General features: G+C 69.4%; 21 protein-coding genes. 14 read left to right on the top strand and 7 right to left on the bottom strand.

Translation table 11 applies throughout. The features are described 5' to 3' along the window. Nucleotides 1-53: 53 nt before the first annotated feature. Both FNH24_RS12755 and FNH24_RS12750 read left to right on the top strand, forming a co-directional pair. Nucleotides 54-473 carry a PPOX class F420-dependent oxidoreductase gene (locus FNH24_RS12755; protein WP_152362554.1) on the top strand — a complete coding sequence of 140 codons (420 nt, stop codon included), beginning with the start codon at nucleotides 54-56 and terminating at the stop codon, nucleotides 471-473. Beyond that, the gene (locus FNH24_RS12750; protein ID WP_152362553.1) at nucleotides 470-1,258 is read left to right on the top strand and encodes an alpha/beta fold hydrolase; all 789 of its coding nucleotides are present in this window, start codon (nucleotides 470-472) and stop codon (nucleotides 1,256-1,258) included. Before FNH24_RS12755 ends, FNH24_RS12750 begins: the two co-directional genes overlap by 4 nt. Before the next feature lie 2 nt (nucleotides 1,259-1,260). On the opposite strand, the gene FNH24_RS12745 is transcribed toward FNH24_RS12750, so the two are convergent. Then, on the bottom strand, nucleotides 1,261-2,829 hold the full coding sequence (locus FNH24_RS12745; protein WP_161606121.1) for a helix-turn-helix transcriptional regulator: 1,569 nt from the start codon (nucleotides 2,827-2,829) through the stop codon (nucleotides 1,261-1,263). Between the two features lie 389 nt (nucleotides 2,830-3,218). Here FNH24_RS12745 and FNH24_RS12740 point away from each other — a divergent pair, with 389 nt between their 5' ends. Beyond that, complete coding sequence (locus FNH24_RS12740; RefSeq protein WP_152362551.1) at nucleotides 3,219-7,907, top strand: DUF7927 domain-containing protein; 4,689 nt, start codon at nucleotides 3,219-3,221, stop codon at nucleotides 7,905-7,907. 67 nt (nucleotides 7,908-7,974) lie between these two features. Here FNH24_RS12740 and FNH24_RS32645 read toward each other — a convergent pair whose 3' ends face one another. Continuing rightward, nucleotides 7,975-8,553 (bottom strand): hypothetical protein, encoded by a 579-nt coding sequence (locus FNH24_RS32645; RefSeq protein ID WP_152362550.1) that lies wholly within the window; start codon nucleotides 8,551-8,553, stop codon nucleotides 7,975-7,977. A 2-nt stretch (nucleotides 8,554-8,555) separates the two neighbouring features. Beyond that, entirely contained in the window at nucleotides 8,556-9,161 is a 606-nt protein-coding gene (locus tag FNH24_RS12730; RefSeq protein ID WP_152362549.1) for a hypothetical protein, read from the bottom strand. Between the two features lie 64 nt (nucleotides 9,162-9,225). Between FNH24_RS12730 and FNH24_RS12725 the strand changes: the two genes are divergently transcribed. The 6 genes from FNH24_RS12725 to FNH24_RS12700 all read left to right on the top strand — a co-directional run bounded on the left by FNH24_RS12725 (nucleotide 9,226) and on the right by FNH24_RS12700 (nucleotide 14,382). Further along, nucleotides 9,226-10,233: a DNA glycosylase AlkZ-like family protein gene (locus FNH24_RS12725; protein ID WP_152362548.1), complete on the top strand. Its 1,008-nt coding sequence runs from the start codon at nucleotides 9,226-9,228 to the stop codon at nucleotides 10,231-10,233. Then, on the top strand, nucleotides 10,233-11,057 hold the full coding sequence (locus FNH24_RS12720) for a TrmH family RNA methyltransferase (protein WP_175047879.1): 825 nt from the start codon (nucleotides 10,233-10,235) through the stop codon (nucleotides 11,055-11,057). The genes FNH24_RS12725 and FNH24_RS12720 overlap by 1 nt, the downstream gene beginning before the upstream one ends. Before the next feature lie 43 nt (nucleotides 11,058-11,100). Beyond that, nucleotides 11,101-11,313, top strand: a complete 213-nt coding sequence (locus FNH24_RS12715) for a type II toxin-antitoxin system VapB family antitoxin (RefSeq protein ID WP_246186865.1) — start codon at nucleotides 11,101-11,103, stop codon at nucleotides 11,311-11,313. Continuing rightward, the gene (locus tag FNH24_RS12710) at nucleotides 11,310-11,723 is read left to right on the top strand and encodes a PIN domain-containing protein (protein WP_152362546.1); all 414 of its coding nucleotides are present in this window, start codon (nucleotides 11,310-11,312) and stop codon (nucleotides 11,721-11,723) included. Before FNH24_RS12715 ends, FNH24_RS12710 begins: the two co-directional genes overlap by 4 nt. 191 nt (nucleotides 11,724-11,914) lie before the next feature. Beyond that, a complete protein-coding gene (locus FNH24_RS12705; RefSeq protein WP_152362545.1) occupies nucleotides 11,915-14,188 on the top strand; it encodes a carbon starvation CstA family protein in 2,274 nt (757 codons plus the stop codon). After that, the gene (locus tag FNH24_RS12700) at nucleotides 14,188-14,382 is read left to right on the top strand and encodes a YbdD/YjiX family protein (protein ID WP_152362544.1); all 195 of its coding nucleotides are present in this window, start codon (nucleotides 14,188-14,190) and stop codon (nucleotides 14,380-14,382) included. The genes FNH24_RS12705 and FNH24_RS12700 overlap by 1 nt, the downstream gene beginning before the upstream one ends. A 114-nt stretch (nucleotides 14,383-14,496) precedes the next feature. Here the strand turns inward: FNH24_RS12700 and def are convergent, their stop codons facing one another. Genes def through FNH24_RS12685 form a run of 3 tightly spaced genes read right to left on the bottom strand, consistent with a single transcriptional unit; the run spans nucleotide 14,497 to nucleotide 17,359 of the window. Further along, the gene (gene def, locus FNH24_RS12695) at nucleotides 14,497-15,075 is read right to left on the bottom strand and encodes a peptide deformylase (protein ID WP_281351031.1); all 579 of its coding nucleotides are present in this window, start codon (nucleotides 15,073-15,075) and stop codon (nucleotides 14,497-14,499) included. Then, nucleotides 15,072-16,337, bottom strand: coding sequence for an amidohydrolase (locus FNH24_RS12690; RefSeq protein ID WP_152362543.1), 1,266 nt, complete (start codon nucleotides 16,335-16,337; stop codon nucleotides 15,072-15,074). The genes def and FNH24_RS12690 overlap by 4 nt, the downstream gene beginning before the upstream one ends. Continuing rightward, nucleotides 16,337-17,359 carry a lactonase family protein gene (locus tag FNH24_RS12685; RefSeq protein WP_161606120.1) on the bottom strand — a complete coding sequence of 341 codons (1,023 nt, stop codon included), beginning with the start codon at nucleotides 17,357-17,359 and terminating at the stop codon, nucleotides 16,337-16,339. Before FNH24_RS12685 ends, FNH24_RS12690 begins: the two co-directional genes overlap by 1 nt. Before the next feature lie 151 nt (nucleotides 17,360-17,510). On the opposite strand from FNH24_RS12685, the gene FNH24_RS12680 reads away from it, so the two are divergent. Next, a complete protein-coding gene (locus tag FNH24_RS12680) occupies nucleotides 17,511-18,425 on the top strand; it encodes a tyrosine recombinase XerC (RefSeq protein ID WP_246186864.1) in 915 nt (304 codons plus the stop codon). Nucleotides 18,426-18,430: 5 nt separating this feature from the next. On the opposite strand, the gene leuS is transcribed toward FNH24_RS12680, so the two are convergent. Beyond that, nucleotides 18,431-21,277: a leucine--tRNA ligase gene (gene leuS, locus FNH24_RS12675; protein WP_152362540.1), complete on the bottom strand. Its 2,847-nt coding sequence runs from the start codon at nucleotides 21,275-21,277 to the stop codon at nucleotides 18,431-18,433. A 144-nt stretch (nucleotides 21,278-21,421) separates the two neighbouring features. On the opposite strand from leuS, the gene FNH24_RS12670 reads away from it, so the two are divergent. Genes FNH24_RS12670 through FNH24_RS12655 form a run of 4 tightly spaced genes read left to right on the top strand, consistent with a single transcriptional unit; the run spans nucleotide 21,422 to nucleotide 26,240 of the window. Then, on the top strand, nucleotides 21,422-23,008 hold the full coding sequence (locus FNH24_RS12670) for a peptide ABC transporter substrate-binding protein (RefSeq protein ID WP_152362539.1): 1,587 nt from the start codon (nucleotides 21,422-21,424) through the stop codon (nucleotides 23,006-23,008). Next, on the top strand, nucleotides 23,005-23,928 hold the full coding sequence (locus tag FNH24_RS12665; RefSeq protein WP_152362538.1) for an ABC transporter permease: 924 nt from the start codon (nucleotides 23,005-23,007) through the stop codon (nucleotides 23,926-23,928). Before FNH24_RS12670 ends, FNH24_RS12665 begins: the two co-directional genes overlap by 4 nt. Continuing rightward, the gene (locus FNH24_RS12660) at nucleotides 23,921-24,811 is read left to right on the top strand and encodes an ABC transporter permease (RefSeq protein WP_152362537.1); all 891 of its coding nucleotides are present in this window, start codon (nucleotides 23,921-23,923) and stop codon (nucleotides 24,809-24,811) included. Before FNH24_RS12665 ends, FNH24_RS12660 begins: the two co-directional genes overlap by 8 nt. 22 nt (nucleotides 24,812-24,833) lie before the next feature. Further along, the gene (locus FNH24_RS12655) at nucleotides 24,834-26,240 is read left to right on the top strand and encodes a serine hydrolase domain-containing protein (RefSeq protein WP_152362536.1); all 1,407 of its coding nucleotides are present in this window, start codon (nucleotides 24,834-24,836) and stop codon (nucleotides 26,238-26,240) included. Nucleotides 26,241-26,242 lie beyond the last annotated feature (2 nt).

Below are 26,242 nucleotides of genomic sequence, written 5' to 3'. Positions count from 1 at the left end.
GCACTAGTTAGTCCTAAGTTAGCACCAAGCAGTGTTTGGGCGCAGGGGGAGTGATGACGTTCACCGATGACGAGATCGACTATCTGCGGTCCCAACCGCTGGCCCGGCTGGCCACGCTGGGGGAGGGCGATCAGCCCGATGTGATGCCGCTGGCGTTCGAGTTCGACGGCAGCCATTTCTGGGTCGGCGGCGGGGCCACGGTGCTCGCCACCCGGAAGATGCGCAACGCGGCAGCGGGGCGGCGCAAGGTGGCTCTGGTGATCGACGATCTGGTCTCGTTCGAGCCGTTCATCGTCCGCGGCATCCGCGTCTACGGCCATGCCGAACCGCCGGTGGAGCGGGTCGGCCTGGTCGGCCCGGGTCACTACCTGAAGATCACGCCGACCGTGTCCTGGAGCTGGAACCTGGCCGGTGAGCCGGTCGGCGACAGCTGGTACGAGACCCGGCGGACCGAGCACCAGGAGCCGTCATGATCAGCACGACCGAGCAGGTCCGGTCGGCCGACCAGACCTTGATCGCCTACGATCGCCAGGGCCAGGGCGCGCCGGTGATCATGGTCGGCGGCGGCCTGGACGACGGCTCGGAGAACGCACCGCTGGCGGCCGAGCTGGCCGGCGCGCACACGGTGATCAACTACAGTCGCCGCGGCCGCGGGAGGAGCACCGACACCGCTCCGTACGCGCTGCAGCGAGAGATCGAGGATCTGGCCGCGCTGGCTGCGGTCGCCGAGGGGCCGGTGCACCTGTTCGGTGCCTCGTCCGGTGGCGCGCTGGCCCTGGAGGCGGCGGCCGCGGGCCTGGCCGTGGACAAGATCGCGGTCTACGAGGTGCCGTACGCGATCGGGGAGCCGGCCGTCGCCGCCTGGCAGGACTACGCCGCCGAGATCGGCGCGATCGTGGCCGACGGGCGACCCGACGACGCGCTGGCCCGGTTCATGCGGCTGGCCGGGATGCCCGACGAGGCGATCGAGGCGGCCCGGACGTCACCGGAGTTCGCGGCCTCCAGTGCGCTGGCGCACACCCTGCCGTACGACGCCGCCTGTCTCGGTGACGGGCCGCCGCCGCAGCGGCTGAGCAAGATCGACAAGCCGACGCTGGTGATCACCGGGGACGCCGGACTGGAATTCTTCGGCCCGGCCGCCGCGGCGATCACCGAGTTGCTGCCGCAGGCCGAGTCGCGGCTGTTGCCGAGCCAGGGTCACGTCGCCGATCCCGGCGCCCTGGCGGCGATGCTGCAGGAGTTCTTCGACGCGGCCTGAGCTCAGGACGCGGCGGAGCCGCGCCGCTCGCTGATCGGTGGCAGCAGGCCACGGCTGACCGCGATGTCGATCGCGTGCCGGCGGGAGGTCGCCTGCAGTTTGCGATAGACGCGCTGGATCTGGTTCCGCACGGTGTGCACCGAGACATACAGGCTGGCGGCGATCTCCGCGGCGGTGCCGCCGTCCGCGAGCAGGCCGAGGATGACGCGCTCGCGCGGGGTCAGTGGTGCCTCGTGCCGCAGCTCGGAGTCGGGCGCCGGCGGCACGAACAAGATGATCTTGAGCCGTTCCAGGGTGGCCTTGACCGCCGGCTGCCAGTCGGCGGCGGCGGCCAGCGTCCGCTGGTCGGTCGTGGCGAGGCTGTGCCCGATGGTCTGCGGATCGCCCGACTGGGTCAGCGCCCGGAGCACCAGGCGGGCCGACTCGCGGTGATCACCGGTCCGGTGCAACGCGGTGGCCAGGGTCAGGGTCAACTCGATCGCGCCGCGGCGGGGCGCCAGGTCGAGCCACCGGCTGTCGGAGATCAGCGCGGCAGCCGCGGTGCAGCGGCCCGTCGCGACGAGCCAGCGGACCTGCTGCAGGACGTGGTGATGATCGGTGAGGTGGTCCGGGATCGCCGCCCGGGCCCGGTCATGATCACCGATGCTGATCGCAAGCTGGGTTTCGAGCCCGGCGAGCAGGGAGTGGGCCAGCGAGCCCGGCGGCAGGTGGGTCGGGGCCGTGTCCAGCAGTTGCGCGAGTTGATCAAGGGCCGGCCGCTGCTGGCCGCGGACCAACGCGGCCCGGAGCTGGGCATACCGGATGAAGGGAAGGTGCCGGTCGTGCCGCAGGTCGGCGGTGTGCAGCAGGCCGAGGATCTCCTCGTAGCGCGCCCAGTCCAGTCGATCGGTTGCCTTGATCAGCCGGGCGCCGAGCAGCGCCACCTGGTGTCGCGGGTCGAGCCGGTCCAGGCCCCAGCCGTCGATCACGGTTTCGGCGTACGTCGCCCAGCGCAGGGCGATCGCCGGGTCGCCCTGGACGGCGTGCAGGAGAGCGAGCTCGCCGGCCGCGGCGGCCCGGTCGTCGGGATGGACGTCGGTCAGTTGGATGACGGCGAGGAGGTCGCTGCCGGCCTCGGCCGGCTGCCCCGCGAGGAACTGCAACACCCCGTTGTGCCGGGCCAGTGAGCCGAGCTTCCAGGAGTCGGTCCCCGGCCGCGGAGCCAAGCGTTCGGTGGTGGCCCGGATCGCTGCCGCATACGGCCGGGCGCGCTCGTAGTGACCTTGATCAAGAAGGGCGAGCAGCACGAGGTGCTCCATCCCGGCTCGCACCTCGCCGTCGGGGAAGTGACCGGATTCGATCAGCCGCTCGACCCGGCCGAGCAGCTCCGGCGGCGGTCCCGGAGCCCCCGGCCAGGTGTGCACTCGGTCCATGATCAGCTGCAGCGCGGGGTGCCGGGAGAGCTGATCATGATCGAACCGGGTGATCAGGTCGGTCAGCAGGCCGTCGACCCGGCCGAGGTGCAGCCATTCGGCCTCGATCAGGGCCGCGAGCGACTCCGGATCGTGCTCCTGGGCAGCCTGCCGCGCCACGCGTCCCGTCACGTCGGACGGGGACCGGAGAGTTGCTGGCATCGTGGCGTAAACCGTTCCCGCAGGGACCCGGTCGGGTGTCCGGCCGGTCTGGATCTACAGCTGACTGGGGGATACTACCGATGGTCGCTTCGGGCGGCAATCGGCCCGTTTCATGCCCAATCGTCGGCCCGGGCATCGCCGATGAATCGGTTTCCGGGTTGATCACGGAATTCCGGCCAGTTGACTATTTTGTTGATCATGTCCGGAGCGGCACGGTGGCCGAAGTGGTCAGCGGCGGGCCGGACCCGGTAGCAATAGCCCGACGTCTCGCGGGGGTTTGACGTTCTCAACCGTCTCGCCCGCGGGCCCTCTTCCCCTCCGCGGCAGCATCGTCGTGGAGGATCGAATTGTTCAGCCTGCCCGGATCACCCCTGGCGCGCGCCCGGAGGCGCCGCCGGGAGCGAGGCCCCTCGGCCCGTTTCCGCTTCCTGTCCACCGTCTTGTCGCTCGCCCTGCTGGCCGGCCTGATCGCGTTCGGCTCCGCGCCCACGCCGGCCGCGGCCGAACCGGGGAATCCCGGCACGCCGGGTGAGCCGACCGTCCTCTACCAGGAGGACTTCGAAAACACCGACGATGGCGCCAACACGCTGCTCGGCGACTACACCGGCGACGAAGGCACGGCGTACACGTCTGACGCCTTCTGGCAGAACCGGGTGCTGTGCAACGGATTCATCATCGACCGGACCAGCCCACGGCTCACCGGCGACTGCAACGGCCCCGGCCGTCCCGAGTCCAACGGCATCGCCGTCTATCAGTCGCTCACTGCTTTGGCCGACGCGCTCGGTCAGCACGCCGGCGCGACGGATCCGTCGCTCAACGGCGCGGCCGCGTCGTTCACCTCCGGCGACGGTGCCAACAACCTGGTGCAGTTCCGCACCACCGAGCCGCTGAGCCTCGAGACCGACAACCGGTTCGTCACCTTCTCGGTCGACGCGGTGGCGATGAACTGCTTCGCGACGCACCCCAAGCTCCGGTTCTACCTGGAGGACGATCAGGGCGAACATGCGATGTCCGGTGCGGCGATCGATCCGTGCACCGATGCGCGGGCGACCGAGGTCACCGGCACCGCGCAGGAGGGAACCCCCAGGTCGACCCGCGCGGGCACGTTCCCGGGCGACTCGTCCCTGCTGTTGTCCGGCGGTGACTTCGGCATCGTGCTGCGCAACGAGAACGGCAACGGCGGCGGAAACGACGGCGCGTACGACAACATCCGCGTGCTCGACGTGACGCCCCAGCTGGACAAGGCGTTCACGCCGGAGAAGGCGCTGGTCGGCGGCACCTCCACCCTGACCTTCACGGTGACCAACACCAGCGAGCTCGGCGCCAAGAACGGCTGGTCGTTCACCGACACCCTGGCCGACGGCCTGGTCGCCGCCACGCCGGCCAAGATCGGCGGCAGCTGCACGGCGGAGACCACGATCGGCGACGACGGCTCGACCATCTCGGTCGCGAACGGCCAACTGGCCGTCGGGGCCCAGTCCTGCACGATCACCGTCGACGTCACCTCCGACACCGCCGGCACGTACGAGAACGGCCCGGACGACATCTCTGACCCGGTCGGCCTCGACCTGCCGGGCAATTCCTCGGTGACCTTCGAGGAGCAGGAGGACTTCGCCTGCTCGCCGCAGGGCATCCTGTTCCAGTACCCGGACGGCCCGACCCGGGTGATCGGGATCGACATCGTCACCGGTGCCGCGACGACGCTCGGCACCCTGCAGGACCGTAAGGTCAACGCGATCGGCTACAACGGGCTGGACGACTACATCTACGGTCTCGACCTGCAGAATCAGACCATCGTCCGCGTCGGCGGCGACGCCAGCGCCGTCGAGATCGGCTGGCCGGAAGGCCTGCCGCAGGTCGTCGTCGGTGACATCGACGAGACCGGCCACTACTGGCTGACCGACGGGCTGACCTGGTGGGTGGTCGACCTCGTCCCCGGCTCCGACAGCTACGGAACCATTGTCGAGCAGGGCGACGCACCGCCACCGGCCAGCGTCGACAACACCGGCGCCGACTGGGCCTATGTCCCCGGCACCGGCGCGTTCTGGGGCCTCGGCATCGACGGCTCGGACGCCATCCTGCTGAAGTTCGACCGGACGACCCGTCAGCGCTCCGTGACGGCCAACCTCGGCCCCCTCGGTGGCAACACCTTCGGCGCCGTCTACGCGGACCCGAACGGCTTCCTGTACGGCTCCGACAACAAGACCGGTCAGATCTTCCGGGTCGACGTCGCGGCCGGCAAGGCGCAGAAGTTCTCCGACGGGCCGTCCTCCGGCACCAACGACGGCGCTCGCTGCGCCGAGGCGCCGATCCCGATCGACTTCGGTGATGCACCGGAGAGCTACGGCAGCACGCTGGCCGGCAACGGACCGCGGCACTCGATCCCCGGGATCGACGTCGAGTCCGACACCGCTCCGTTGATGCTCGGCAGCAAGATCGACATCGACGCCGACGGGGTCCCCGGAGACGATGCCGACGGTGACGACACCGCCGACGTCGCCGACGAGGACTGCGTCACCCAGCCGCTGCAGCTGGCCCAGACCGGGCCGACCACGGTGTCGGTGACCGCCACCAACACGACCGGCCAGCCGGCCACCCTGGCGGGCTGGATCGACCTGGACGGCAACGGCACCTTCGACGCCGGCGAGCTCGTCACGGCGGCCGTACCGGCGAACAGTGGCACCGCCGCCTACTCGCTGGAGTTCCCGGAGGCGACCGGGTCGGACACGACCTATGCCCGGTTCCGGATCTTCCCCGGCGCGAGCGTCGAGCGGTCTCCGCTCGGGGCCGCCGCGGCCGGTGAGGTCGAGGACTACGTCGTGTACGACCGCGAGCTGGCGATCGAGAAGACGTCGGACGCCACTGCGGCCACCCGGATCGGTGACACAGTGAACTACACGGTCACGGTGTCCAACACCGGATCGTCGCCGTTCACCGACGACGCCCCGGCGATCGTCTCCGACGACCTGTCGGGTGTGCTCGACGACGCCACCTACAACGGCGACGTGACCGCGTCGGCCGGCGAGGCGACCGTCGACGGGACCGACCTCACCTGGCGCGGCGCGATCGAGCCGGGTGGCAAGATCACGATCAGCTACTCGGTGACGCTCACCGGGGCCGGTGACGCCCAGTTGATCAACGTCGCATTCCAGCCGGACTGCGATCCGGCCGACGAGGCGTGCCAGCCGGCGCCGCCGCCGCCGGCTGAATGTGCCGAGAACGGCAAGGATCCGAAGACCGGTCTGCCCTGCGACAGCACGACGCTGGACCTGCCGAAGCTGAAGATCGAAAAGACCGCCGACACCACGGCGATCCCCGAGGTCGGCCAGACCGTGACCTACACGGTCAAGGCGACCAACGATGGCAAGGGCGCGTTCTCGGCCGACAACCCGGCCGTCGTGGTCGACGACCTGGCCGGCGTGCTGGACGACGCGACCGTCGATCCGGCGACGATCAAGGCCGACCGCGATCCGGCGGCCGAGTACGCCGAGCCGCGGGTCACCTGGACCGGTGCCCTGGCGCCGGGCGAGACGGTGACGATCACGTATCAGGTGACCTACAACGCTGCCGGTGATCACAAGTTGATCAACGTCGCGTTCCAGCCGAAGGATCCGGACGACCCGACGCCGACCTGTGACCCGGCCGACGAGAACGGGCTGGATCCGGAGACCGGTCAGCCGTGCGGCCGGAACCAGATCCCGGCCGCCGGGTTGAACGTCGCCAAGTCGGTCGACCCGGCCGACGGCAGCGTGGTGAAGGCCGGCCAGGAGGTCACCTACACGATCACCTTCGGCAACGACGGCGAGACCGATGCTGAGGTCAACGCCTGGAAGGATGATCTGTCCGGCGTGCTCGACGACGCCGAGTTGATCACCGGTCCGACCGCCTCCGCCGACGCCCTGACCGTTTCGGAGGTTGTCGATGGCCGATTCTCCGTCGACGGCACCGTGGCGCCGGGTGAGTCGGTGACGGTGACGTACACGGTCAAGGTGCTGCCCGACGGCGAGCGGGGCGACAACAGCCTCGGCAACGTCGTCGGCAAGGACCCGAAGCCGGACACCCCGTGCGCGGAGAACGATCCGCTGTGCACCAGCAACCCGATCTCCGAGGTCGTCGACTCCAAGAGCGTCGACCCGGCGACGGGGACCGCGGTCAAGCCGGGCCAGCGCGTCACGTACACACTGACGTTCGGCAACGACGGCACGGGCGCCGGCCAGGTGGACCGGGTGGACGACCTCAACCACCTGCTGGACGATGCCGAGCTGACCACCCAGCCGGCGTCCTCCGACCCGGCGATCAAGGTCTCCGCCGTCACCGACGGCCGGATCTCGATCACCGGTGAGGTGCAGCCGGGCCAGACGATCACGGTGAGCTACACGGCCACCGTGCGCGACCTGGACCAGTTGGGTGACGGCCTGCTGGCCAACTTCCTGATCGATCCCGATGAGGAGACCCCGAAGGAGCCGACCTGCGAGGGCGATGACTGCACCGCCAACCCGGTCGACCAACTCAGCATCATCAAGTCGGTCGATCCGAAGTCCGGCACGGCGGTCGAGGAGGGACAGCGGGTCGTGTACACGCTGACCTTCAAGAACGACGGCAAGGGCGAGGCGGCAGTTGATCACACCGACCATCTCGGCGGCGTGCTCGACGACGCCCGGGTGATCGATTACGTGGAGTCGTCGGATCCGGCCCTGGAGGTGCTGCACTCCGACATCCAGTACACGGTGGTGGGCACCCTGGCGGCGGGGCAGACCGTGACCGTCTCCTACGCGGTCGAGGTGCTGCCGGCCGATGAACAGGGTGACGGGGTGTTGGAGAACTTCATCACCGAGACCGGCGTGGAAGCGCCGGACGAGTGTGTCGTGGGCGATCCGACCTGCACCACCAACCCGGTTGATGGCGCGAAGCTGCCGGACACCGGAGCGCCCAACGTGCTGATCGCCTTGATCGGCGGGCTGTTGCTGCTCACCGCCGGTGGCGTGGTGGTCGGTCGCCGGATGCTGAAGCGAGGGGCCGGCACTCCGTCTGAGTAGTTGACCGAACGATCCCCGGTCCGGTGCCAGCAGGCACCGGGCCGGGGATCTTCGCGTTACGGGCCGATCAGTTCAAGATCAGCCAGCCGATGCCGGAACAGCCTGCTGCCCAGCCGAAGCTGATCAAGGTGCCGATGATGAACCGCTCCGCGGCGCCGGAGGTCGGGCCGGCCTTGAGTTCGGGATAGCGGGCCAGGCCCTTGATCGCGAGGATCAGGGCGACACCCTCGCGCCAGGTGAGCAGGGCGGCCAGGATGCCGATCCGTTCCAGGATGCCGATCCAGGTGCCACCGCGGAGGAGCTCGCGCCTGATCCGGGCCCCGGCCGGACCGATCACCGTGGTCGGTGTGGTCGTGTCGGCCAGGCCGAGGATGACGTCGGTGACGGCGCCGCCGGTGATCACCGCGGAGACGGCGGTGCAGCCGAGACCGAACCAGGCGATCACCGGGGTGGCCGGCGGCGCGGTGTAGGCCAGGATCGCCAGGCCGACCTGGGCCGCGCCGGCCACGGCGATGATGATCACGCCGACTCCGGTTCGGGTCAGGATCAGCGGCGGCGGGGTGGGCCGCTCGCGCAGCCGCCAGACCACCCCGGCGGCGGCGGAGACGACGAGCGAGCCGAACAGCCCCAGCAGCAGTGGCGTCATGATCAACTCTCCTTCTCCGAGGCCTGCTCGGCCCGCTCCAACAGCCGGGCCAGGACCGGTGGCGTGTCCCGTTCGACCGCCCAGTTGGCGGCCCGCAGCCGTTGGCCGACCGCCTGCCGGGTGATCCCGAGCCGGTCGGCCGCCTGTTGCATGGTGGCTCCGCCGCGCATCTCGTCGACGGCCTGCCAGCCCTGCTCCGAGCGGCGATCCCGGACCGTGGCGACCAGCCGCAGCACCACCTCGGCGTCCGCGGCCTCCTGCTCGGCGGCGGGGCCGGCCAGGACGCGGACATGATCGGGCTCGCGTTTCGCCGCCTCGACGGCGTTTCGGGCCAGCAGGAAGGCCGGGCCGCGGGCCTGCCGCGGCTCCGCCGGCAGCGGCGTCTCCACCGGGCCGATGCCGAGCCCGATGTGCCAGCCGCCGTCCCGCATGAGTTCCAAGATCGCACGGACCACCGACAGCGGCTGCTCCAGCACTCCCTGGAACTCGTCGCCGACCGTCCGGGCGAAGCCGAGCACGGTGTCTACACTCAGTCGCCTCAGCCTCTGCTCGACCAGGTCGGGGCCGGTCCGGGACGAGATCTGATCGACGGTGAGCACGTACGGCATGGGGAAAGGCTAGTTCCTTTCTTTCGGATGACGCAAGACTTGAGCCTTTCTAGGATGGGTGAGGATGGCGGGACTCTCGGTCACGCGCCGGCAGGCGGTTGCGTACCGGCTCGGGGCCAATCGGCTGATCGAACGCCTGCCCGCCGGGGCGTACGTCAGCGGCGCCCGGTTCGGGTTGCAGGACTCGGCGCCGCGGGACGCGTTGCTCGGGTTGCACGCCCGGGTCGCCGACTGCGAGCCGGAGGCCTGGGCCGCCCCCGGCCTGATCCAGACCTACAGTCCTCGGGCGGCGGTCTTTGTGCTGCCCGAAGCCGACTTCGGCATCTTCACCGTCGGCCGGTTGCCGCTCGATCCTGACGTCCGGAGCCGGCTGGACGCCACGGCCGACCGGATCTGCCGGGACCTGGCCGGTGGCGAGGCGAAGGGCGGAGCCGACGGGCTCCGGGAGGCCTGCGCCACCGGCCGGATTGCGCTCCGCTGGACCACCAGCGCCCTCTATTTTCGTGAGGTCGAGCGGCCCCGGATCGATCCGGGCCACGCCCGGCGCGAGCTCTGCCGCCGCCATCTGACCGGCTTCGGCCCGACGACCCCGGCCGCCTTCGCCTGGTGGGCGGGAATGGCGGCCGCCGACGCCCGGCAGGTCTGGGACGAGGTGGAGCCGGAACTGGTCGAGGTCGATCTCGACGGCCGACGGGCCTGGATCCTGGCCGCGGACGAGCCGGCGCTGCGGGATCCCGACCCGATCGAAGCGGTCGCCGACCCGGGATCGGCCCGGTTCCTGGTCACTTCCGACCTGCGGCTGCTCGGCCAGGACCGGACGGCGCTGTTCGTCGGCCCGGGGCAGCGTCGGCTGTCCGACCTGCACGACACCTTCCACCCGGGCGGCCTGCTGGTCGGCGGCGAGATCGTCGGCGCCTGGGGCCGGCGCGGCGGCCGGGTGCTGCTCCGAGTGCCCGGCCCGCTGGCCCCCGAGACCCGGGCCGCGGTCGAGGCCGAGGCGCTGAGCATGCCGATTCCCGCTGTCACCGGGGTGGACCGTGCCACCATGACCCTCGACGTCTCGGCGGCCTGATGAACCAGGAACCGATCAGCGCGGCCGACGACCCCCGGCTGGCCGACTACGTCCGGCTGCGCGAGGTCAACCTGCGCAAGTCACTGGAATCGGCCGAGGGCCTGTTCATCGCGGAGGGGGAGAAGGTGATCCGGCGGGCGGTCGAGGCCGGCTACCGGCCGCGCTCCTTCCTGCTGGCCGAGCGCTGGCTGGCCTCCCTGCGGGACGTGATCGAGCGCTGTCCGGAGGCTCCGGTCTACCTGGTCAGCGAGGAGTTGGCCGAGCAGGTGACCGGCTTCCACGTGCACCGCGGCGCGCTGGCCTCGCTGCACCGCCGGCCGCCGCGGCCGGTCGCCGACCTGCTGACCGCTGCCCGCTCGACTCCGCACCGGACGCGATCGAGGATCGCCGTCCTGGAGGATCTCGTCGATCACACCAACGTCGGAGCCGTGTTCCGGTCGGCCGCGGCACTCGGCGTCGATGCCGTGCTGGTGTCGCCGCGCTGCGCGGATCCGCTGTATCGCCGGTCGATCAAGGTCAGCATGGGCGCCGTTTTCCAGGTGCCGTGGGCCCGGATCGACCCATGGCCCGACGGTCTGCGGTTACTGCGAGACTCGGGCTACGTCGTTGCCGGCATGACCCTCGGCGAGGGCGCGATCACGCTGGACGAACTGGCCGCCCGAGACCATCCGAACCTGGTGCTGGTCTTCGGCACCGAGGGCCACGGCCTGACCGCCGGCGCCGACCGGCGACTCGACCTCCGGGTCACGATTCCCATGCTGAACGGCATCGACTCGCTCAACGTCGCCGCCTCCTCCGCCGTCGCCTTCTACGCGACGCGCTAACCGTCATATACTGACTCATATAACGAGGAGGTGCACCGTGGCGATGACCAGTGTCGACCTGGATCCGCAACTGATCGAGCGTGCCAGGGCGCTCACCGGCAAGAAGACGAATCGGGCCGTCCTCGACCTGGCGCTGCGCCGGCTGATCGCCTCGAAACAGAAGGGGGCGATGATCGACGGCATCGCGGAGTTGACCGACCTGGAGGCTGAACTCGAAGCGCCGGTCGTCGGCCGGGTCGCCTCCCCGGGTCGGTGACCGACTACCTGGTCGACAACTCGGTCTGGGCCAGGCTGGCCTCCGGCGACCCAGCCGTCACCGCGCGGCTACGGCGCATCGAGCGTGCACCCGCCGATCTTTTCGTCACCTGTCCACCGCAGGTCCTCGAGTTCTGCCACAGCGCCCGGACGCCCGAGGAGCACGCCCACTACCGCGAGCAGATCTCCCGGGGATTCCCGCTGGAGCACGCGCCGGACGAATCACTGGTGCTCGACCTCCAGAGCTCGCTGTGGGGATCGGGGCTCGTCCGCGCGGCGGGATCGCTCGACCTGCTGATCGCGGGGTACGCGATCGTGAACGACGCGACCGTGCTGGCCGCGGACCACGACTTCGACCACATCGCGGCGGTGAGCGACCTCCGGCACGAGTATCTCGCGCCGTCGGCCTGACGTCCTCAGGCTCCGGCCAGGCACGATCCCGAGTCCGGTCGATGATCAACCGGCGGACGAAGGGATCTTGATCATCCTTGATCAAGGCCTGCCGATCAGTCAGCCCTTCACAGCTCCATAACGAACTGATCGTCCGCCCGGCGCACGCTGTTACCATCGCCGGAGGTGTGTCGGCGGCGGGAGGGTTCGTCATGGGCAGCGAGGCAGGGGACCGAGGGAACACGGCATTGGTCGGTGACCCGGATTTGCCGCCGACGGCGGTCGATGATCAGGTACGAGAGGCGGACGAACGCCGCTGGACCCCGCGCCGTATCATCATCTGGACCTTGATCGCGATCCTCGGCGGCGTGAGCTGGACCATGATCGCGATCGTCCGCGGCGAGACCGTGAACGCGATCTGGTTCGTCTTCGCGGCCGTGTGCACGTACTTCATCGCGCACCGCTTCTACGCCAAGTTCATCGAACGCAAGCTGCTCAAGCCGGACGACCGACGGGCGACGCCGGCGGAATACAAGGCCAACGGACGGGACTTCGTGGCGACCGACCGCCGCGTCCTCTACGGCCACCACTTCGCCGCGATCGCCGGGGCCGGCCCCCTGGTCGGACCGGTGTTGGCGGCTCAGATGGGCTTCCTGCCGGGCACCCTGTGGATCATCGTCGGCGTCGTCCTGGCCGGGGCGGTGCAGGACTATCTGGTGTTGTTCTTCTCGATGCGCCGGGGTGGCCGGTCGCTCGGCCAGATGGCCCGCGACGAGCTCGGTGTGGTCGGCGGCATCGCCGCCCTGGTGGCGACCCTGGTGATCATGGTGATCCTGCTGGCGGTGCTCGCCCTGGTCGTGGTGAACGCGCTCGGCGAGAGCCCGTGGGGCGTCTTCAGCATCCTGATGACGATCCCGATCGCCCTGTTCATGGGCGTTTATCTGCGCTGGCTCAGACCCGGGAAGATCACCGAGATCTCCTTGATCGGGTTCGTGCTGCTGCTGTTCGCGATCATCGGCGGCGGCTGGGTCGCCGCGACCGACTGGGGCCAGGCGATCTTCCACCTGGACCGGCCGACGATCGCCTGGGGCATCATCATCTACGGCTTCGTCGCCGCCGTCCTGCCGGTCTGGTTGCTGTTGGCGCCGCGGGACTATCTGTCGACCTTCATGAAGGTCGGCACGCTGATCATGCTCGCGATCGCGATCATCCTGGTCCGGCCGGTGATCAGCGTGCCGGCGATCAGCGAGTTCGCCGGCCGGGAGAACGGACCGGTCTTCAGCGGAGCGCTGTTCCCGTTCCTGTTCATCACCATCGCCTGCGGTGCGTTGTCCGGCTTCCATGCGTTGATCTCGTCCGGCACCACTCCGAAGCTGATCGAGAAGGAGCGGCAGACCCGGTTCATCGGCTACGGCGGGATGCTGATGGAGTCCTTCGTGGCGATCATGGCCCTGGTCGCCGCGCTCTCGATCGACCGCGGCATCTACTTCGCCATGAACTCCTCGGCCGCGGTCACCCAAGGCACCGTCGAGGGGGCGGCCGCGTTCGTCAACTCGCTCGGCCTGGCCGGGGTCAACGTCACCCCGGAGGTGCTGGCCCAGACCGCCCAGAACGTCGGGGAGGAATCGATCGTCTCCCGGACCGGCGGCGCGCCGACGCTGGCGCTCGGGCTGGCCCACATCATGCAGCAGTTCATCGGCGGCACCCAGCTGATGGGTTTCTGGTATCACTTCGCGATCATGTTCGAGGCGCTGTTCATCCTGACCGCGGTCGACGCCGGCACCCGGGTCTCCCGGTTCATGCTGCAGGACACGCTGGGCAACGTCTGGAGCAGGTTCAAGGACACCGAGTGGCGGATCGGAGCCTGGATCTGTACCGCGATCATGGTCGCCGGCTGGGGCTCGATCCTGCTGATGGGCGTGACCGATCCCTTAGGCGGCATCAACACGCTGTTCCCGTTGTTCGGCATCGCCAATCAGTTACTGGCGGCGATCGCGTTGGCGGTCTGTCTGACCATCGTGGCCCGGAAATCCGGCGCCGCCCGACTGCTCTGGATCGTCGCCGTGCCGCTGGCCTTCGCCTCCGTGGTGACGATCACCGCGTCGCTGCAGAAGATCTTCTCCCCGGTCCCGGCGGTCGGCTACTGGGCCCAGCACAACGCCTTCCGGGCGGCCCTGGACCGAGGCGAGACCAGCTTCAGCACGGCGACCAGCCGGGCCGCGATGGAAGCGGTGGTGCGCAACACCTTCGTCCAGGGCACGCTGTCGATCATCTTCGTCACCCTGGCGATCATCGTGATCGCGGTCTCGATCTTCCAGACGATCAAGCTGATCCGGGCCGGCGGCGGCCCGAGCACCGAGCTCGAACCGGTGCCGGCGCGCCGCTACGGCCCGGCCGGGCTGGTGGCCAGCAAGCCCGAGCGGGAATTGATGAAGCAGTGGGACGCGCTGCCGGCCGAGAAGCAACCACGCGGGGTCGGTCACTGATGCCCGCCGTCGTCGGCCGGGCCTGGCGGGCGGTGCGCTGGTACGTCACCTCCGTGATGGGCGACAACGCTTACCAGGTCTACCTTGATCATCAGCGCCGCACCCACCCGGGCGAGCCGGTCCTGGCCGAGCGGGATTTCTGGCGAGAGCGTACCGATGAGCAGGACCGGAGCCCTCAGGGCCGCTGCTGCTGATCGCTTATTCGTTCCCTGAGCTTGTCGAATGGCATGCCCGGACTGCTATCCCACGGACGTTGCCGCGTCATCGATCTTGCCCTTCGACAGGCTCAGGGGACGAACACACAGCGACTATGTCCGCGGGGTGACCGGCCAGTCGGCCGGATACTCCTCGGCCAGTTCCTCGTGCCGGCGGTAGAGCTTCTTGCGCAGCCGGCCGGCCAGCCGGTCGCCGAAGACCGTCCCCTCGAGATGATCGGTCTCGTGCTGCAGGCAGCGGGACAGCAGTCCGGTGCCGACCAGTTCCTGATCGTTCCCGAAGGCGTCCTGGCCGCGGCAGGTCGCCCGGTCGGGACGGGCCAGATCGATGTAGGCGCCGGGCAGCGAGAGGCAGCCCTCCTCCTCGGTCTCCAGCACCCGGTCCCGGCCCTCGGGCAAGATCACCACCGGGTTGCAGAAGACACCGACCTGACGACGATGATCATCATCGGGGCAATCGTAGACGAACACCGAGAGATCGACGCCCACCTGGGTCGCGGCCAGGCCGACGCCGTCGGCGGCGCGCATGGTGGCGAACATGTCCCGGATCAGCCGGTGCAGGTCATCGTCGTACTCGGTGACCGGCCGGGTCCGGGCATGCATGACCGGAGTCCCCCACCGGGTGATCGGCAGGGTCGTGCCACCACTGGTCAGCTCGGTCAGCGTCGTCACCGATGCTTGTCCTCTCGTACGGTCCAATACGGGTCCGCGGTGATTCCCGCGCGGCCCGCAGCATCGTAGTGGTAGACCTCGCGGCCCTCAATGATCACCCGCTGGGCCCGGCTCATGATCTCCAGCGGATCGCCGTCCCAGAGCACCACATCGCCGTCCTTGCCGGCCTCCAGCGAACCGACCCGGTCCGCCAGGCCGAGGATCTCGGCCGGATTGATCGTGATCGACCTGAGCGCCGTGGCGCGGTCGAGCCCCTCCTTGACCGACAGGATCGCCTGGTAGACGAGGAAGTTGATCGGCACCACCGGATGATCGGTGGTGATCGCGATCTTGACTCCGGCCTCGGCCAGCAGACCCGGGTTGCGCAGGTCCCGCTGGTTCACCTCGACCTTGCTGCGCGAGGTGAACAGGGGACCGATGATCACCGGGATGTCCCGTTCGGCCAGCACGTCGGCCAGCAGATGGCCCTCCGTGCCGTGGTTGATCACCAACCGATAGCCGAACTCGTCGGCCAGCCGGAGCGCGGTGGCGATGTCGTCGGCCCGGTGGGTGTGCTGACACCAGGGCACCTCGCCGCTCAGCACCGAGACCAGCACCTCGGAGTTGGCGTCCCGGTCGAACGGCTTGCCATCCTTCTCCGCCTGGTCCCGTCGGGCCCGGTAGTCCTGAGCCTTGCGCAGCGCGTCCCTGATCACCGACGCGACGCCGAGCCGGGTCGACGGCGTCTGCTTCTTCTCGCCGTACACCCGCTTCGGGTTCTCACCCAGCGCCGACTTGATGCTGCACGGCTGGGCGAACACCATCTCGTCGACCATCCGGCCCCAGGACTTGACCGCCACGGTCTGGCCGCCGATCGGGTTGCCGGAGCCCGGCTTCACCACGACCGAGGTGACCCCGCCGGCGAGCGCGTCCCGGAAGCCCTCGTCGGCCGGGTTGATCGCGTCCAGGGCCCGGAACCGCGCCCCGACCGGATCGGTCATCTCGTTGGTGTCCTGGCCGGCCCAGCCGTTGCCCTCCTCGTGCACGCCGACGTGACCGTGCGCCTCGACGAAGCCGGGCAGCACCCACTGCCCGGCCGCGTCGATCAGCTCCGCCTTCTTACTGATCTTGACCCTGCTGCCGACCTCGGCGATCACGCCGTCCCGGATCAGGACGGTGCCGCCCTCGATCGGGTCGCCGACCACCGGCACCACCCGGCCGCCGACGATCGCCAGCTCGCCCGAGCGCCGGGGAAAGGTCGAATCCTTGGTCTGCTTGGACATCAGGCGGTCACTCTCTCGGACAGGGCGATCAGGCAGGAGGGGCTCGGCGTGTTGATCGTGCCGTCGATCCGGCCGGCGGCCAGATCATCCCGGGCGATCGCGACCACGGTTCCGTCGTTCTGGTTGGCGACCCAGAGGTGGCTCGCGGTGACGATCAGGTCGCGCGGCCAGGCGCCGCCGCAGGTGATCTCGATGCCCGGCCGGACCAGCCCGTCGGACAACTGGAAGGCCGCGACCGTGTCCGAACCGCGGTTGGCGACGAAGATCGACGCCGCGTCCGCAACGATCGCCGACGGGTAGATCCGGGAGTCGACATCGCTGCCCGACGCCGGTACGACCTGGCCCTGCTCGCCGCCGTTGCCGAGGCGAGATCCCCACCAGACCTCGGCCGAGAGCTCACAGGCGACCACGAGTTGATCATCGACGACGACCAGGTGCCGCGGCCCGGAGCCGGGCGGCAGGATGATCGGGTCGCCGGCCGGGCTGATCTTGCCGGCGGCGTCGATGCCGAGCCGGTGCACCCGGTCGGTGCCGAGGTCGGGCACCAGGATCAGGTCGCCGTCCACGACCACCTGGTGCGGATGTGGTTCGGACTGCCGGCTGGCATCCGGGCCACTGCCGGTGGCCAGCCACAGGTCGGTCTGCTCGGTCAGGCTGCCGTCCTCGGCGAGACCGAAGCAGGAGACCGAACTCGACCCGTAGTTCGCGGTGATCACGAACCGCCCGTCGGGGCTGAAGCACAGGTGACAGGCGCCGGTGCCCGAGTTGGCGACCTGATTGATCAACTCCGGGCCGTGATCGGTCAGTCGCAGCGCGGCGACGGTCGAAGCGTCACCCTCCGACACCGCGTACAACAGCGGCCGGTCGGGATGGCGGATCAGATAGCTCGGCGAATCGATCTCGAGGGTGCCGAGGGTGGACACGTCCTGGGGTCCGACCCGGAGGGTGACGATTCCGGATCCGTCGCCCATGGCACCGGAATAGCCGCCGACGATGAGCTGGCTCAGTTGAGGTAGAGGCACGAACTCTTGCATATCACGCCGTGCGCGGGCGTGGGCCGGCCGCGCGCGACCGCGGACGGCGGCGTGGCGACTTGTCGATCCGGACCGGGCGACCGATGGTGGAAGCGTGTCCGGATCCGATGCCAGCGCCGAAGGCCCGGCCGACGACCTCCTGCCCGAGGCTCATCGCCGGATCCTGGCGAGTTACCTGCGTCACCTCGCAGCCGAGCGACACCTCTCCGAGCACACGGTCCGGGCCTACCGGGCCGACCTCACCTCGCTGCTGGAGCACCTGACCCGGCTCGGCCGCGGGACCCTGGCCGAGGCCGGTCTCGGTGATCTGCGCAGCTGGCTGGCCCGGCAGCAGACCCTCGGCCAGGCCCGGTCCAGTCTGCAACGACGGGCCACCGCGGCCCGGGTCTTCTTCGCCTGGGCCCAGCGGACCGGTGAGATCGAGAACGACCCGGCGGGGTCGCTGCGGTCACCGAAGCAACAGCGCCGGCTGCCCGACACCCTGGAGCGGTCGGAGGCGCAACGGATGCTGGAGCAGGCCATCGCGGTCGCGGCCGAGGACGGCGGGCCGGTCGCGCTGCGGGACGTGGCGATCTTGGAGGTGCTGTACGGCAGCGGTGTCCGAGTCGCCGAGCTGTGCGGCCTGAACCAGACCGACGTGGACACCGACCGGCGCACCATCCGGGTCTTCGGCAAGGGTCGGAAAGAGCGCACCGTGCCGCTCGGGGCGCCGGCCTTCCGGGCCCTGGACCGCTGGCTGGCCGAGGGTCGCGAGCCGTTGCGCACGCCGGAATCCCCGGCCGCGATCTTCCTCGGCGAGCGCGGCCGGCGGATCGATCAACGGGTCGTCCGGCGGATCGTGCACCGGGCCTTGCGACTGACCGACGGCGCCCCCGATCTCGGCCCGCACGGGCTGCGGCACGCGATGGCGACGCATCTGCTCGAGGGCGGGGCCGACCTGCGCAGCGTCCAGGAGTTGCTCGGCCACGCCTCCCTGGCCACCACCCAGATCTATACCCACGTCACCACCGACCGGCTGCGGCGGGCGTACCAGCAGGCCCATCCGCGGGCCTGACCCGGTCAGGGCACCAGATTCACCAGCCGGCCCGGGACGAAGATCAGCTTCCGTGGCTGGACGCCGGCCAGGAGCTCGGCGATCCGCGGCTCGCCGAGCGCGGCGGTGATCACCGCGTCGCGGTCGGCGTCGACGGGCACCGTGACCCGGCCGCGGACCTTGCCATTGATCTGGATCCGGTACTCGACGACGTCCTGCGCCAGATAGCGCTCGTCGGCGGCCGGGAACGGCCCGTGCGCCAGCGACTCGGGGTGACCCAGTCGCAGCCAGAGTTCCTCGGCGAAGTGCGGACACAGGGGAGCCAGCATCAACACCAGCGGCTCCACCACGGCGCGAGGACCGGATCGTTCGGCGTAGGCCTTGGTGAGGTGATTGGTCAGCTCGATCAGCTTCGCCCCCGCGGTGTTGAACCGCAGGGCGGCATAGTCGTCGCGGACGCCGGCGATGGTGCGGTGCAGGATCCGGAGCGTCGGCTCGTCCGGTTGATCTTCGCCGACCCGCAGCTCGCCGGTGTCCTCGTCGATCATGATCCGCCAGACCCGCTGCAGGAACCGTTGCGCGCCGACGACATCCTTCGTCGACCAGGGCCGCGACACGTCCATCGGTCCCATCGACATCTCGTACAGCCGGAAGGTGTCCGCACCGTAGCGTTCGCACATCTCGTCCGGCGTCACCACGTTCTTCAGGCTCTTGCCCATCTTGCCGTACTCCTGGCGGACCTCCTGCCCGTGCCAGAAGTGTCGGCTGTCGGCCTCGGTCACCTCCTCGGCCGGCACGTAGACCCCGCGCGAGTCGGTGTAGGCGTAGGCCTGGATGTAGCCCTGATTGAACAGCCGGCGGTACGGTTCGGAGCCGCTGACGTGGCCGAGATCGAAGAGCACCTTCTGCCAGAAGCGGGCGTACAGCAGGTGCAGCACCGCATGCTCCTGGCCCCCGATGTAGAGGTCGACGCCGCCGGGGTCGTCCGCGCCGTGCCGACCGGGTTGCGGGCCCAACCAGTACCGCTCGTTCTCCGGTGCGCAGAGTTGCTCGGCGTCGGTCGGATCGACGTAGCGCAACTGGTACCACGACGAGCCGGCCCATTGCGGCATCACATTGGCGTCGCGGCGATAGACCTTCGGCCCGTCGCCGAGATCGAGTTCGACCTCGATCCAATCCGCGGCCCGGGACAGCGGCGGCGACGGCTCGGAGGCGGCGTCGTCCGGATCGAAGGTGCGCGGCGTGTAGTCGTCCACCTCGGGCAGCACGACCGGGAGCAGGTGTTCGGGCAGGGCGACGGGTTGATCATGCTCGTCGTAGACGATCGGGAACGGCTCACCCCAGTAGCGCTGCCGGGCGAACAGCCAGTCCCGCATCTTGTACTGCGTGCGGCCGGTGCCGTGGCCGTGCGACTCCAGCCAGTCGATGATCAACTTCTTGGCGTCGTCGACCTGCCGGCCGTCCAGGAAGGCCGAGTTGATCGCCGGCCCGGCGCCGACATAGGCCTGCCCGGCGAAGTCCTCCGGCGGCCGGACGGTACGGACGATCGGCAACCCGAATGCCTCGGCGAAGTCCCAGTCGCGTTGATCCTGCCCGGGCACGGCCATGATCGCGCCGGTCCCGTACCCCGACAGCACGTAGTCGGCGATGAACACCGGGATCCGCCCGCCGGTCAAGGGATTCGTGGCCCAGTCGCCGAGGAACACCCCGGTCTTCTCCCGGCTCTCCTGCCGGTCCAGGTCCGACTTCCGGGCCGCCGCCCGGCGGTAGCCGGCCACGGCCTCGCCCGGGGTCTCCGCGCCGCCGGTCCAGCCGGCCGGGACACCGTCGGGCCAGGACCCGGCCAGCACCCGGTCGACCAGTGGATGCTCCGGCGCCAGCACCAGGTAGGTGGCGCCGAAGACGGTGTCCGGCCGGGTCGTGAACACCTCGATGTGCTCGTCCGGCCGGTCGGTGATCGGGAACCGGATGCTGGCCCCGGTGGAGCGGCCGATCCAGTTGCGCTGCATCGTCTTGATCTTGTCGGGCCAGTCCAGCCCGTCCAGGTCGGCCAGCAGCCGGTCGGCGTACGCGGTGATCCGCAGCTTCCACTGCCGGAGGTTCTTGCGGAACACGGGAAAGTTGCCCCGCTCGCTCCGGCCGTCCGCGGTGACCTCCTCGTTGGCCACCACCGTGCCGAGTCCCGGGCACCAGTTCACCGGCGCCTCGGACTGATACGCCAGCCGCTGGTCGTCGATGATCATCCGGCGCTCCCGGTCGCTCAGCTCCGGCCATGATCGGCCGTCCGGCGTCGGTCGCACGCCGTCGGCGTACTCCGCCTCCAGTTCGACGATCGGCCGGGCCCGGCCGGCACGCTCGTCGTACCAGGCGTTGAAGATCTGCAGGAAGATCCACTGGGTCCACCGGTAGTAGCCCGGATCGGTCGTCGTGATCCGCCGGCGTTCGTCGTGGCCGAGCCCCAGCCGGCGGATCTGATCCAGGTAGCGCTCGATGTTCCGCTCGGTCGTCGTCCGCGGATGTTGGCCGGTCTGCACCGCGTACTGCTCGGCGGGCAGGCCGAAGGCGTCGAATCCCATGGTGTGCAGGACATTCCGCCCGGTCATCCGATGGAACCGGGCGAACACGTCCGTGCCGATGAAGCCGAGCGGATGCCCGACGTGGAGCCCGGCGCCGGACGGGTACGGAAACATGTCCTGGACGAACAGCTTGTCCGCCGGCACCGGCCCGCGCAGCGGCCCGGTCGGATTGGGGGCGTGGAACGTGCCGTGCTCGGCCCAGGTCCGCTGCCAGCGGCGCTCGAGCTCCCCGGCCAGGCGCGCGGTGTAGCGGTGGGCCGGGGCGCTGTCCTCGGTGCGGGGCGACGTGTTGCTCATGCCTGGGTCCTTCCCGATCGTGTGGCATCACGGTAGTGGCGTGATCAACTCCCGGGTCACGGCGGTGTTAAAGTTTCATTTCGTACTGAAACTTCTGAGTCTTGCTCTTGACTCGGCCGTCGGCCGGGCCCAAGATCAATTGACATGAGTTCCCGCATCGCGGCGGCCTTGGTGGCCGCGCTCCTGATCCTCACCGGCTGCGCGGGCGGTAACAGTGGATCGAGCACCGAACCGCAGAGTCGAACGGTCTCGATGGCGACCAGTGACCCGGTCACGCTCAACCCGGGCCAGCAGACCATCGCGTTCGCCCAGACCCGGGTGATCTTCTCCGGGCTGATGTTCGCCAAGGCGGACGGATCGATCACTCCGCTCAACGCCGAGTCGGTCGAGTCCGACGACGCGATCAACTGGACGATCAAGCTGCGGGACGGCTGGACCTTCCACAACGGCGAACCGGTGACGGCCGAGAGCTACGTCAAGGCGTGGAACACGACCGCCTACGGGCCCAACGCCTGGGCCAACAGCGGCCAGCTGAGCAACATCGTCGGCTACGACGAACTCAACCCGGGCAAGGGCGAGCCGACGGCGAAGGAATTGTCCGGGCTGAAGATCGTCGACGAGCACACGTTCACGGTGCAGCTGATGAGCCCGGACGGGCAGTTCCCATATCAGTTGTCGCAGGCGCAGACCGGCTTCTTCCCGTTGCCGGCGGCGGCCTACGACGATCTTGAAGGGTTCGCCAAGACGCCGATCGGCAACGGGCCGTTCAAGATCGTCGGCAGCTACACCGAGAACGAGCCGGTCACCGTTCAGGCCTATCCCGAGTACGCCGGGCCGAAGCCGACCGTGGACGAGATCGTGTTCAAGCCCTACACCGACATGACGACGGCCTACACCGACGTCCAGGCGGGCAACACCGACATCCTGTTCGTGCCGGCCAGCCGGATGAACCAGGTGAAGGCCGACTTCGGCGAGCGGGCGTACGTCTTCCAGGGACTGGGGATGAACTACCTCGGGTTGCCGTTGTGGGACGACCGCTACTCCGACATCCGGGTGCGCCAGGCGATCTCGATGGCGATCGATCGGCAGGCGGTCAGCGACGCGATCTACGGCGGCATCTGGGAGCCGGCCAGTGCCCTGACGCCGCCGGGCGAGCCGGGCACGCCGGTCGGCTTGTGTGGCGACCTGTGCAAGTACAACCCGGAGAAGGCGAAGCAGTTGCTGGCCGAGGCCGGCGGTTGGACCGGATCGATGGAGATCAGGTATCCGGGCGGCTCCGGGCTGGACGAGCTCTATCAGGCCTACGCCAATCAGCTGCGGCAGAACCTCGGCATCGCCGACGTGACGGCCACGCCGACCACCGACTTCCCGGAGTTCCAGAAGCTGCGCAACGAGCGGAAGCTCACCGGCCCGTACTTCTCCCGCTGGGGTGCCTTGTACGCCAGCCAGCAGAACACGCTGCGTGAGTTCTATCTGGAGACCGGCGGCTGCGTGAACTGCATTCCCTACTACACCGAGGAAGTGAAGCAGCTGCTGGCCAAGGCCGACGCCGAGCTTGATCAACAGAAGGCGATCGCCGGCTACGTCGCGGTGCAGGAAGAGATCATGAAGGACTTCCCTGCGCCGCCGATGTTCTTCGAGAAGTACACCTACGCCACCTCGGACCGGGTCGCGAAACTGGCCGAGGGAGTGGGCAGCATCGACGTCGAGTTCACCACCCTCGCCGAGTGAGGTTCCTGCTCCGCCGGGTCGGCGAACTGCTCGTGGTGTTCTTCGGGGTGACGTTCCTGATCTACGCGGCGGTCTTCGCGCTGCCCGGTGACCCGGTCGCGGCGCTGGGTGGCGAGCAGCCGCTGCCGCCGCGGACGGTCGAGTTGATCAGGGCCAAGTATCACCTCGACGACCCGCTGTGGTCGCAGTATCTGCGCTACCTCGGCTCCCTGTTGACCGGTGATCTCGGGGTCGATCTGAACGGCCGGGCGGTGGCCGAACGGCTGGCCAGCCGTTGGCCGGTGACGATCCAGCTGGCGCTGACCGCCTGGGTGATCCAGGTCGTGCTCGGGATCGGGCTCGGCCTGGTCGCCGGGCTGCGCCAGAACTCCTGGATCGACCGGAGCGTGTTGATCATGACGATCGTGGTGACCTCGATCCCGATCATCGTGATGGCCGTCGCCGCGCAGTTGATCTTCGGTGTGCGCCTGCAGCTGGTGCCGATCGCCGGGGTATCCGACGGCTGGCCGGTGTCCTTCATCCTGCCCGCCTGCGTGCTGGCGATCTACGGCCTGGCCGCGGTGGCCCGACTGATGCGGGGCAGTGTCGCCGACACGATGCGCACCGACTTCGTCCGCACCCTGTGGGCCAAGGGATTGCCGGCGCACCAGGTGGTCGGCGTGCACGTGCTGCGCAACTCCGCGATCCCGGTGCTCACCTATCTCGCCGTCGATCTCGGCGCGCTGCTCGGCGGGGCGATCGTCACCGAGGGCATCTTCAACCTGCCCGGGGTGGGGCAGTTGCTGTTCCAGGCGATCCGGACCCACGAGGGGCCGACGGTCGTCGGCATCGCCACCGCGCTGATCCTGATCTTCCTGGCCACCAGTCTGCTGGTGGATCTGCTGCACTCGGTGCTCGACCCGAGGGTGCGCCATGACTGAGGCGCTGACCGCTGGGCTCAGCGTCGAGGATCCGCGGCCGCGTGGGGTCTGGGCGACGGTGCGCCGCCGGGTGTTGTTCTGGCTGTCCCTGGCGGTGTTGTCGATCATGGTGCTGATCGCCCTGGCGCCGGAGCCGTTCGCCGGCCTGTTCGGCAACCCCGACCCGCGGGTCTGCGAGCTCGGCCGCAGCGTCAAACCGCCGACCGCCGGGCATCCGTTCGGGTTCGACGTGCAGGGCTGCGACGTGTACGCGAACGTGATCCACGGCGCTCGCGCCTCGATCACCGTCGGCCTGATCTGCACCGCGATCGCCCTCGGCATCGCCCTTGTCGTCGGCACCCTGGCCGGCTACCTCGGCGGCGTGGTCGACTCGATCCTGGCCCGGCTGACCGACGTCTTCCTCGGCTTCCCGTTCCTGCTCGGCGCGATCGTGGTGCTGAACACGCTGGGCAGCCGGTCGGTGATCACCGTCGCGGTCGTGCTGGCGCTGTTCGCCTGGCCGACGCTGGCCCGGCTGGTCCGGACCAGCGTGCGCGGCATCCGGCAGGCCGAATACGTCCAGGCGGCGACCGCGATGGGCCTGCCGACCGGCCGGATCCTGACCCAGTACGTGCTGCCGAACGCGATCGGCCCGGTGCTCGCGGTCGCGACGCTGACCGTCGGCGGCGTGATCGTCGCCGAATCGACGCTGACCTTCCTCGGCCTCGGGCTGCGCGCGCCGTCGATCTCCTGGGGACTGCAGCTGGCCAGCGCGCAGTCGGTGTTCCAACGGGCGCCGCACATGTTGATCTATCCGAGCATCTTTCTGGCCGCGACCGTGCTCAGCCTGATGACCATCGGGGATGTGTTGCGGGACGCGATCAATCCCAGGGCCCGTTCATGATCACGAAGAGGAGAAGGACACGATGACCTTGTACGACGTGGCGACGGCCCGCGAGGCGGCACCGGCGATCGAGGCGTGGCTGGCGTACCAGCGGCGGTATCTGCGGACCCCCGGCGTCCAGGCGGCGATCCGGGTGCAGGACGAGGTGATCAGCTCCCGGGCGTACGGGTTCGCCGACGAGCCGGCCGGGACCGAGCTGAGCACCGACCATCTGTTCCGGATCGCGTCGCACTCCAAGACGTTCACCGCCACCGCGGTGCTGCAGCTGGCCGAGCAGGGCAAGCTGCGGCTGGACGATCCGATCGGTGATCATGTGCCCGAGCTCGCGGAGACCGGCGTCGGCGCGGTCACGCTGCGCGAGCTGCTCGGGCACCAGGGCGGCGTGATCCGCGACGGGGTGGACACCGACTTCTGGCAGCTGATCCGGCCGTTCCCGGACCGGGCCGAGTTGATCGAGCTGTGCCGGGATCACGGGGTGGTGTACGACCGCAACGAGCACTTCAAGTACACCAACGTCGGCTATTCGCTGCTCGGCCTGGCCATCGAACACGCGTCCGGCACGGGCTATCACGATTATGTCCGGTCCATGATCATCGAGCCGCTCGGCCTGGCGGCGACCGGGCCGGAATGGTCGCCGGAAGTGTCCGACCAGTTCGCCGCGGGACACACCGGGCTGATCGACGGAGCCGAGCCGCGGGAGGCGATCGGGCACATCGACACCCGGGGAATGGCCGCGGCGACCGGCTTCTATTCCACCGCCGAGGATCTGGTCCGCTATGCCGCGGCCCACTTCCACGGCAACGAGGACTTGATCACCGACGCCAGCAAGCGGCTGATCCAGCGGAACGAGAGCACCGTGGTCGCGCATGGTTCCGAGCTGGGGACCTACGGCCTCGGGATGGACGTCACCACGATCGGGGACCGGCGGCTGGTCGGCCACAGCGGCGGCTATCCGGGACACATCACCCGCACCTATCTCGATCCGGTCGACCGGATCGCGGTGAGCGTGCTGACCAACTGCATCGGCGGGCCCGCGACCACCCTGGCCAACGGCGTGATCAAACTGCTCGACCTGGCTGCCGGTGATCATGAGCCGGATCCGGCCGCCGCCGATCATGATCTGTCCCGGTTCACCGGGCAGTTCGCCAACCTGATGGGCGTGGTCCAGATCGCCCTGCTCGGCGGCCGGTTGGTCGGCTTCTTCGCCGCCGCGCCCGATCCGACCGAGTCCTACGACGAGCTGCTGGTGGTGGACGAGAACACCCTGCGGGGCCGGCCCGAGGCCGGCTTCGGGTTCGCCGGCGAGACGGTGCAGTTCACCTGGGCCGCCGACGGTTCGGTCGAGTCGCTCCGCTACGGCGGCGGCACCCGCTGGCCGGTGCCGGACTTCCTGGCCCGGCGGTCGGCCCAGATCAAGGCGGCCGGCTGATC

The sequence above is a fragment of the Microlunatus speluncae genome, assembly GCF_009299835.1.
Lineage (GTDB): Bacteria > Actinomycetota > Actinomycetes > Propionibacteriales > Propionibacteriaceae > Microlunatus > Microlunatus speluncae.
The sequence above is the reverse complement of the archived record's forward strand: the minus strand, read 5'-3'. Positions and strand labels throughout refer to the sequence as shown.